This is a genomic window from Microbacterium sp. zg.Y909 (assembly GCF_024626565.1).
Genome location: NZ_JANJFJ010000018.1, coordinates 23465 through 32239 on the forward strand (window position 1 = coordinate 23465; position 8775 = coordinate 32239).

8 protein-coding genes are annotated in these 8775 nt (G+C 71.4%); 4 read left to right on the forward strand and 4 right to left on the reverse strand.

Translation table 11 applies throughout. The annotated features are described in order from the left end of the window. Genes NQ160_RS03220 through csrA form a run of 4 tightly spaced genes read left to right on the forward strand, consistent with a single transcriptional unit; the run spans position 1 to position 4193 of the window. Positions 1–762 carry a flagellar biosynthetic protein FliR gene (locus tag NQ160_RS03220; RefSeq protein WP_257513802.1) on the forward strand — a complete coding sequence of 254 codons (762 nt, stop codon included), beginning with the start codon at positions 1–3 and terminating at the stop codon, positions 760–762. Further along, positions 759–1853: an EscU/YscU/HrcU family type III secretion system export apparatus switch protein gene (locus NQ160_RS03225; protein ID WP_257513803.1), complete on the forward strand. Its 1095-nt coding sequence runs from the start codon at positions 759–761 to the stop codon at positions 1851–1853. The genes NQ160_RS03220 and NQ160_RS03225 overlap by 4 nt, the downstream gene beginning before the upstream one ends. After that, positions 1850–3904: a flagellar biosynthesis protein FlhA gene (locus tag NQ160_RS03230; protein ID WP_257513804.1), complete on the forward strand. Its 2055-nt coding sequence runs from the start codon at positions 1850–1852 to the stop codon at positions 3902–3904. Before NQ160_RS03225 ends, NQ160_RS03230 begins: the two co-directional genes overlap by 4 nt. Positions 3905–3923: 19 nt before the next feature. Continuing rightward, entirely contained in the window at positions 3924–4193 is a 270-nt protein-coding gene (gene csrA, locus NQ160_RS03235; protein WP_257513805.1) for a carbon storage regulator CsrA, read from the forward strand. Between the two features lie 54 nt (positions 4194–4247). Here csrA and NQ160_RS03240 read toward each other — a convergent pair whose 3' ends face one another. From NQ160_RS03240 to NQ160_RS03255, 4 genes are all read right to left on the reverse strand, one after another. Beyond that, complete coding sequence (locus NQ160_RS03240; protein WP_257513806.1) at positions 4248–5588, reverse strand: dihydrolipoamide acetyltransferase family protein; 1341 nt, start codon at positions 5586–5588, stop codon at positions 4248–4250. Positions 5589–5618: 30 nt separating this feature from the next. Further along, positions 5619–6641 (reverse strand): alpha-ketoacid dehydrogenase subunit beta, encoded by a 1023-nt coding sequence (locus NQ160_RS03245; protein ID WP_257513807.1) that lies wholly within the window; start codon positions 6639–6641, stop codon positions 5619–5621. Next, positions 6638–7765: a thiamine pyrophosphate-dependent enzyme gene (locus tag NQ160_RS03250; RefSeq protein ID WP_257513808.1), complete on the reverse strand. Its 1128-nt coding sequence runs from the start codon at positions 7763–7765 to the stop codon at positions 6638–6640. The genes NQ160_RS03245 and NQ160_RS03250 overlap by 4 nt, the downstream gene beginning before the upstream one ends. 92 nt (positions 7766–7857) lie before the next feature. Beyond that, positions 7858–8775 (reverse strand): histidinol-phosphate transaminase (locus NQ160_RS03255; RefSeq protein ID WP_257513809.1); only part of this gene is annotated, 918 nt, incomplete at its 5' end.

The following is an 8775-nucleotide window of genomic DNA, read 5'->3' on the forward strand; positions in this document are numbered from 1 at the left end:
GTGTTCATCCCCATCGACTACGCCTGGCTCGAGGCCACCGGCCTCGCGGCGGTGCGCACGACGGCGTTCCTCTTCATCGCCCCGCCCTTCTCCTACGGCGCCTTCCCCGCCCGCATCAAGGCCATGCTCGGAGTGGGGATCGCAGTGGTCGTCAGCGGCACCGTGGCCGCACCGTACGAAGTGCTCGACACGGCGGGCTTCCTCGCGGCGCTCGTCATCCAGGTGGTCATCGGGGCGCTCCTGGGCCTGCTGGTGCTGGTCTGCTTCTCGGCGGTGCAGTCCGCCGGCAGCCTCATCGACGTCTTCGGCGGCTTCCAGCTCGCGCAGGCGTTCGACCCGCAGATGCAGGTCAACGGAGCGCAGTTCACCCGCCTCTTCCAGATCACCGCGCTGGCCCTGCTGTTCGCCTCGAACGGCTACCAGCTCATCCTCGCCGGGCTCGTCCGCAGCTTCGCCGCCGTGCCGGTCAACGGGATGCTGGATCTCAGCCGTCCCGCCGAGCTCATCATCGACACCGTCTCGCAGATGATGCTCTCCGCCGTGCAGATCGCCGGCCCCCTCCTGCTCGTGCTCTTCCTCGCGGATGTCGGACTGGGGCTCATCACCCGCGTCGCCCCCGCACTCAACGCCTTCGCCATGGGCTTCCCGGTGAAGATCCTCCTCACGTTCCTGCTGGCCGGCAGCGTCGTCCTGGCCCTGCCCACCATCGTCGGCGCCCTCGCCGAGGACGCCCTGGGCCTCTTGACGGGGGGCACGCGATGAGCGGCGGCGGCGACTCCGGCGAGCGCACCGAGAAGGCCACCGATCGGCGGCTGCGCGAAGCGCGGCGCAAGGGCAAGCTCACCCGCAGCCAGGACTTCACCGCCTGGCTGGGCATCGCCGCCGCGGGGGCGATGATGGCGACCGCGATCGGCGCGGCCGCCGACGCCGGCGGCGAGCAGTTCGTCGCGATCGCCTCGGTCATCCACAATCCCGACCCGCAGGCTGCGGTCGCGGCGATGCAGTCCGCCTTCGGGTCCATCGGGTCGGTCCTCGTCCCGCTCCTCGGCGCCGTCGCCGTCGTGACGCTCATCGGCGCCGTCGCCCAGGGAGGCGTGCACCTGCGCGGCATCCCCGCCCGCTTCGAGCAGTTCAACGTGCTCAACGGCGTGAAGCGCATCTTCGGGGTGCAGGCCCTCTGGGAGGGTGTCAAGTCGCTCCTGAAGACCGCCGCGATCGGACTGTCGCTCTACGCGATCATCGCGGGCCTCGTCCCGGTGCTCACCGCGAGCGGCGCGCATTCGATCGCGCACCTGCTCGAGGTGGCATCCTCCGGCATCGCCTCGCTGCTGATCACGGCCGTCGCGGTGGGGATCGCCCTGGCCATGCTCGACGTGCTCGTCGTCAGACGCCGCAACCAGAAGCACACCCGCATGACCAAGAAAGAGGCGCGGGACGAGCACAAGCGCAGCGAGGGCGATCCCCTCATCCGCGGCCAGCGCCGCGCCCGCCAGCTCGCCCTCAGCCGCAACCGCATGATCGCGGCGGTGGGCGACGCCGACGTCGTGCTCGTGAACCCCACACACGTGGCCGTCGCGTTGCGCTACGAACCGGGCAGGTCCGCTCCGCGGGTCGTGGCGAAGGGAAGCGGACTCATCGCCGAGCGCATCCGCGACCGGGCGACCGAGGCCGGCGTGCCCCTGGTGCGCGACATCCCGCTGGCCCGCGCCCTGCACGGGGCCTGCGCGCTGGGGCAGGAGATCCCCGCCGATCTGTACACCGCCGTCGCCCAGGTGCTGGTCTTCGTCGACACCCTCAGACGTCGCGGCTCCGCCCGCGGCGTGCACACCCTCCCACAGAGGAAGAACACATGAAGAACATGCTGAGCATGTCCGCCGTCCCCATCGGCGTTGTGGGCATCATCATGCTGCTGGTGGTGCCCATCCCGCCGTTCCTGCTCGACGCGCTGATCATCCTGAACATCCTGTTCGCGCTGCTGGTGCTGCTGACGACGATGTTCGTGAAGAAGCCGCTGGATTTCTCCGTCTTCCCCTCGCTGCTGCTGGTCGCGACGCTCTTCCGGCTAGGGCTCAACGTCGCCTCGACGAAGCTCGTGCTCGGTGAGGCGCACGCGGGGCAGGTGATCGACGCCTTCGGCGCGATCGCCGTCGGCGGGTCGCTCGTGATCGGCATCGTGGTCTTCCTCATCCTGATCGTCATCCAGTTCGTGGTGGTGACCAAGGGTGCCGAGCGCGTCGCCGAAGTCGGCGCCCGCTTCACCCTCGACGCCATGCCGGGCAAGCAGATGGCCATCGACGCCGACCTCAACGCCGGACTCATCACCGACGCCGAGGCGCGCAGCCGCCGTGCCGAGGTCGCCGCAGAAGCGGACTTCTACGGTGCGATGGACGGCGCGTCGAAGTTCGTCAAGGGCGACGCGATCGCCGGCCTCGTGATCATCGTCATCAACCTCGTCGGCGGCATCGCCATCGGGGCGACGACGCACGGCATGGAGATCGGCGAGGCGGTCGACACCTACGCCATCCTCACCATCGGCGACGGCCTGGTGACCCAGATCCCGGCGCTGCTCATGGCCGTGGCGACCGGCATGATCGTGACCCGCTCCAACGCCGAGGCCGAGATGGGCACCGAGGCGGGGGCGCAGCTGGGACAGTCCCGCAACGCGCTGCTCATCGCCAGCGGCGCCGGCGTCGTGATGTCGTTCATCCCGGGGATGCCGATGATCCCCTTCCTGGTGATCTCCGCGCTGCTGCTGTTCGCGGCACAGCGGGTCAAGGCCAACGCGGCCCGGCGTGCCGAAGAGGACGCTCCCTCCGCCGACGCTCCCCCGGCCGCCGACGCCACCGAGGACCTCATCGAGCGCATGCGCGTGCACTCGCTCGAGATCCTCCTCGCCCCCGACATCGTGGACCTCGTCACGGGCGGCCCCGACGACCTTCTCGCCCGTGTGAAGTCGCTGCGGCGCAAGACCGCCGCAGAACTCGGCCTGATGGTGCCGCCGGTGCGTACGCGCGACAGCATCGAGCTGCCCGCCTCGACCTACGTCATCCGCGTCGCAGGCGTCGACGTCGGCACCGGCGTGGCCCCCCGCGGATCCCTTCTCGCGCTCGGCCAGGGGCTCGACGCGCTGCCGGGGGTGTCGTTCGCCGAGCCGGTGTTCGGCATCGACGGCAAGTGGGTCCCCCTGGAGATGCGCCACAGCGCGGAGCTCGCCGGCGCGACCGTCATCGACCGCGCGAGCGTCATCATCACCCATCTCTCCAGCGTCATCCAGACGCATGCGGCGAGACTGCTCAGCCGCGAGGACGTCCGCCAGCTGACCGATGCCCTGCGCCAGGTGAGCCCGGCGGCGGTCGAGGAGCTGACCCCGGCACTGCTGTCGCTGGCCGAGATCCAGCGCGTGCTGCAGGGGCTCCTCGCCGAGCGCGTGGCCATCAACGACCTCGTGCGCATCTACGAGGCCCTCGCCCTGCGGGCGAAGACGACCACCGAGCCCGAAGCCCTCATCGAAGCCGCGCGCGCGGCGCTGGGTCCGGCGGTGGCCGCTCGGTTCGCCGAGAGCGGCCGCTTGCGCATCGTCATGATCAACCCGCTGCTGGAGCAGGCGATGCTCGAGGCGCTGCGCCCGGGCGAGGACGGCGTGCAGATCGCGTTCGACCCGCACCGCCTCGAGGCGGTCATCGAGTCGACGCGGGCCGCGGTGGCCTCGGCCGGTGCCGGGCCGGAACCGGTGCTCGTCTGCGCGCCGTCGCTGCGCCCGGCCGTCCGCCGACTCGTGTCGGCGCAGACCGACGGGCTGCCGGTGCTGTCGTACAGCGAGGCCACCGCCGGGGGCTTCACGATCGACACGGTCGGCGTCGTGCGCGACGCCGCGAACGACTCCCACGCGATCAACGTCGCCTGAGCCGAAGTAGGGTGAACGGATGCTGGTGTTGACGAGGCGGATCGGCGAGCGGGTGCTCATCGGCGACGACATCGAGGTCACGGTCCTCGATGTCAAGGGCGACAGCGTGCGTATCGGCATCCAGGCGCCGCGCGAGACGCGCATCAATCGCGCCGAGATCGTCGCCGCCGTCGAGCGTGAGAACGTCTCGGCCGCGCAGGCAGCGTCCGATGACGAATCGGCTCTCGTGCGGGCCCTGGCGAGGCGGAGCGAGGCCACCGCGGCACCCGCGGACGACACCGCGTCCTGAGCCCGGCGGCATCCCTATCGCCGCTCCTGCACGAATGGACGCCGCGCGTGCGGTTCAGTCCAGCAGCAGCGCGGGCTCCTCGAGCACGGATGCCACGTCGGCGATGAACCGGCTCATGCCGTCGCCGTCGATCACGCGGTGATCGAACGACCCCGAGACCGTGGTCACCCAGCGGGGGCGCACCTCGCCGTCGACGACCCACGGCTTCTGGCGGATGGCGCCCATCGCGACGATGCCCGACTCGCCGGGGTTGATCGTCGGGGTGCCGGCGTCCATGCCGAAGACGCCGATGTTGGTGATCGTGATGGTGCCGCCCTGCTGGTCGGCGGGCGTGCTCTTGCCCTCGCGCGCGGTGAGCGTCAGGCGCTGCAGCGCCCGGGCGAGCTCGCGCATGCTGAGGTCCTGCGCGTCCTTGATGTTCGGCACGAGCAGGCCGCGCGGTGTGGCGGCGGCGATGCCGAGGTTGACGTAGTTGCGCACCCGGATCTCGGCTCCGCCCTCGGTGTCGACCCACGCGGCGTTGACCATGGGCGTGCGGCGCACCGCCCAGACGACCGCCCGCGCCATGATCAGCAGCGGCGACACCTTGACGTCGGCGAAGTCCGGGGATGCCTTGAGGCGCTTGACCAGCTCCATCGTGCGGCTCGCGTCGACGTCGGTCCACACCGACACGTGCGGGGCCGACGACGCCGAGCGCACCATCGCCGAGGCGGTCGCCTTGCGCACGCCCTTGACTGGGATCGTCTCCTCACGCCCATCGACGGCCGGCGCGGGGGCGACCGGGATCGTCTCTTCGCGGACGTCGGGCAGTTCGGGCGTCTGGATGTTGCGGAACACGCTCGCCTGCGATGCCTGCGCCACCACGTCGTCGCGGGTGACCTGCCCGCCCGGGCCGCTGGGCGTCACCGCGGCGAGGTCCACACCGAGGTCCCGCGCGAGCTTGCGGATCGGGGGCTTGGCGATGACCCCGACCGACGCGCGCACCTGCTGCTGCGGGCTCGGCGCCCGCGTCGGGCGCCGTCGCGACGCCACCGCGCCGCCCGTGCCGTAGCCCACCAGCACCGCGCCCTCGCCGTCGTCGCCGGATGCCGCCTGCTCGCCGTGCTCGGACTGGCCGACCACCACGGGCGTGGCGTCATCGGACGCTGCGGCCCGGCTCGACTCGATGGTGATGATCGCCGCCCCCACCGGCACCGTGTCGCCCTCGCCCACCAGCAGCTCGCCGACCGTGCCGGCGAAGGGCGACGGCAGCTCGACCAGCGACTTGGCGGTCTCGATCTCCACGATCACGTCGTTGACGGCGACCTCGTCGCCCGCCGCGACGCGCCACTGTACGACCTCTGCCTCGGTGAGTCCCTCACCGACGTCGGGCAGGACGAAGGTCTGCGTGCTCATGGGTGGTCCTTTCGCAGCGGCCCTGCGGCCTCAGTGGGCGAGAACGCGATCGACGGCCTCGAGGATGCGGTCGGCATCGGGGAGGTACACACCCTCGAGCTTCGCGGGCGGGAACGGCACGTCGAAGCCCGACACCCGCAGCACCGGCGCCTCGAGGGCGTAGAAGGCGCGCTCCATGACGGTCGCGGCGACCTCCGACCCCACCGACGTGAAGCCGGGCGCCTCCTGGGCGTAGACCATGCGTCCGGTGCGTCGCACCGAGTCGAGGATGGGGCCGTAGTCGATGGGCGATAGCGAGCGCAGGTCGACCACCTCGCACGAGGTGCCCTCGCCCTCGGCGAGCGCGGCGGCCTGCAGCAGCGTCGTCACCATCGCGCCGTGGCCGACGAGCGTGACGTCGGTGCCGCGGCGGACGACCCGTGAGGCGTGCAGCGGCACGGCGCGGGACGACGTGTCGACCTCGCCCTTGGCCCAGTACTTCGCCTTCGGCTCGAGGAAGACCACCGGGTCCGGTGAGGCGATGGCATCCTGGATCATCCAGTAGGCGTCGTTGGCCGTCGAGGGCGACACCACCCGCAGACCCGCGGTGTGGGTGAAGTAGGCCTCGGGGCTCTCCTGGTGGTGCTCGACGGCGCCGATGTGCCCGCCGTAGGGAATGCGGATGACGACCGGCATCTGCAGCCGACCCTCGGAGCGGTTGGTGAGCTTGGCGAGCTGCGTGGTGATCTGGTCGAAGCCGGGGAAGACGAAGCCGTCGAACTGGATCTCGACGACGGGGCGGAACCCCGCCATCGCCAGCCCGATCGCGGTGCCGATGATGCCCGACTCCGCCAGCGGAGTGTCGAGCACGCGCTGCTCGCCGAACTCCGCCTGCAGTCCCTCGGTCACGCGGAAGACCCCGCCGAGGCGGCCGATGTCCTCGCCCATGAGCAGCACGTGGTCGTCGGCGGCGAGCGCGGCGCGCATGCCGGCGTTGAGGGCGCGCCCGAGCGGCATGGTCGTCAGCGCGCCGGTCACCTCGGAAGGACGGGTGGTCGTTGCGGCCTCGGTCATGACGCGCCCTCCTCGAAGGATGCCTCGTAGTCGGCGAGCCAGCCCCGCTGCTCGGCCACGAGCGGGTGGGGGTCGCTGTAGACGTGCGCGAACATCGACTCGGCAGGAATGGTGCCCAGGGCGTTCGTGCGGGTGCGCACGTCGTCGGCGAGGGCCTGCGCCTCGGCGTCGACGTCGGCGAAGAAGGCGTCGCCGGCTCCCCGCGCCTGCAGGAACGCGCGCATGCGCACCAGCGGGTCGCGGAGCGTCCAGGACTGCTCCTCGTCGGAGGTGCGGTACTTGGTCGGGTCGTCGCTGGTCGTGTGCGCGCCCATGCGGTAGGTCATCGCCTCGATCGCGCGCGGACCGTCGCCGGCGCGCGCCTCGTCCAGCGCCCGCTTCGTGACCGCGTAGCTGGCCAGCACGTCGTTGCCGTCGACGAGGATCGACGGCATGTAACCGGCCGCCCGCAGGTGCAGCGGCGTACGGGACTGGGTCGCCACCGGGACCGAGATCGCCCACTGGTTGTTTTGCAGGAAGAAGACCTGGGGAACGCGGTAGCTCGCGGCGAACACCATCGCCTCGTGCACGTCGCCCTGGCTCGACGCCCCGTCGCCGTAGTAGACGATCACGGCTTCGTCGCGCTCGGGCTCACCGGTCGCCGTGCGCCCGTCGAACACCAACCCCATGCCGTAGCCGGTCGCATGCAGGGTGTGGGCGCCGAGGACGAGCGTGTACGGACGGGTGTTGCCGTTCTTCGGGTCGGCCGGGTCCCAGCCGCTGTGCGTGAGACCCCGCATGAGGCGGATGATGTCGACCGGGTCCACCCCGCGGATCGTGCACACGACGTGCTCACGGTACGAGGGGAAGATGTGGTCCTGCGTGCGGGCGGCGCGGGCCGACCCGACCTGGGCGGCCTCCTGACCGAACGACGGCGGCCACAGGGCGAGCTGGCCCTGGCGCTGCAGGTGCGTGGCCTGCCGGTCGAACGCGCGGCTGTTCGCCATGTCGCGGTAGAACCGCTCGAGATCGGCGTCGTCGAGGGCGTCGACGAGCTCGAGGTACGGCTCCGCCGCGGGCGTCGGCGCGAACGACCCGTCGGCCGCGAGGATGCGCACGAGAGCGGGATCGTCGGGCGGGATCATCCCCCTACGCTAACGTGCGGCACAAGGCCCGCCCCGCTGGACATCCCACAACGGATCGCCGAATCCGCAGTGCGCGACCTACAGTCCCGTCGTCACACCGCGCGTGCCGGGTGCCCTTCGGGCAGCAGCGACAGGGCGGATGCCGCGGCCTCGTGGATGGCCGCCATCGACTCCTCCTCGCCCACCGAGATGCGCACGCCGTCACCGGCGAACGGACGCACGATGAGGCCCGCGTCGTCGAAGCGGGGCGCCACCTCGAGCGTGTACTCACCCGTCGGCAGCCACACGAAGTTCCCCTGCGCGTCGGGGACGTTCCATCCGTCCGCCCGCAGCGCGCTCGCGAGGCGATCGCGACGGGCGGTGATCACGGCGACCCTGGCGATGAGCTCGTCTTCGGCGTCGAGGCTGGCCAGCGCCGCCTCCTCGGCCTGCGCGGTGACCGACAGCGGAATGCCGGTGCTGCGGGCGGCGTCGAGGATGCGGGGGTGGCCCACGCCATAGCCGATGCGCAGCCCCGCGAGCCCGTACGCCTTCGAGAAGGTGCGCAGCACCACCACGTTCTGGTGCCCGGACGCCAGCACGCGCGCACCATCGACGGCCGCCGGGTCCGTGACGAATTCGGCGTAGGCCTCGTCGAGCACCACGAGCACGTCTGCCGGCACGCGGGAGAGGAAGGCCTCGAACTCGTCCTGTCGGACAATGGGCCCGGTGGGGTTGTTGGGACTGCAGACGAGGATCATCCGAGTGCGATCTGTGACGCGCCGGGCCATTTCCTCGAGGTCATGGGTGCCGTCTGCGGCCAGCGGCACCGCCACCGCGGTCGCGCCGGCGACGGCGGCCAGACCCGGGTAGGCCTCGAACGAGCGCCAGGCGTACATCAGCTCGTCGCCGGCGCCTGCCGTCGCGAGGGCCAGCTGCTGCAGGATCGACACGCTGCCGGCCGCCACGTGCACCGCGTCGCTGCTGACACCGAACCGCGCCGCCAGCCGGGCGCGCAGCCGCGACGCCGA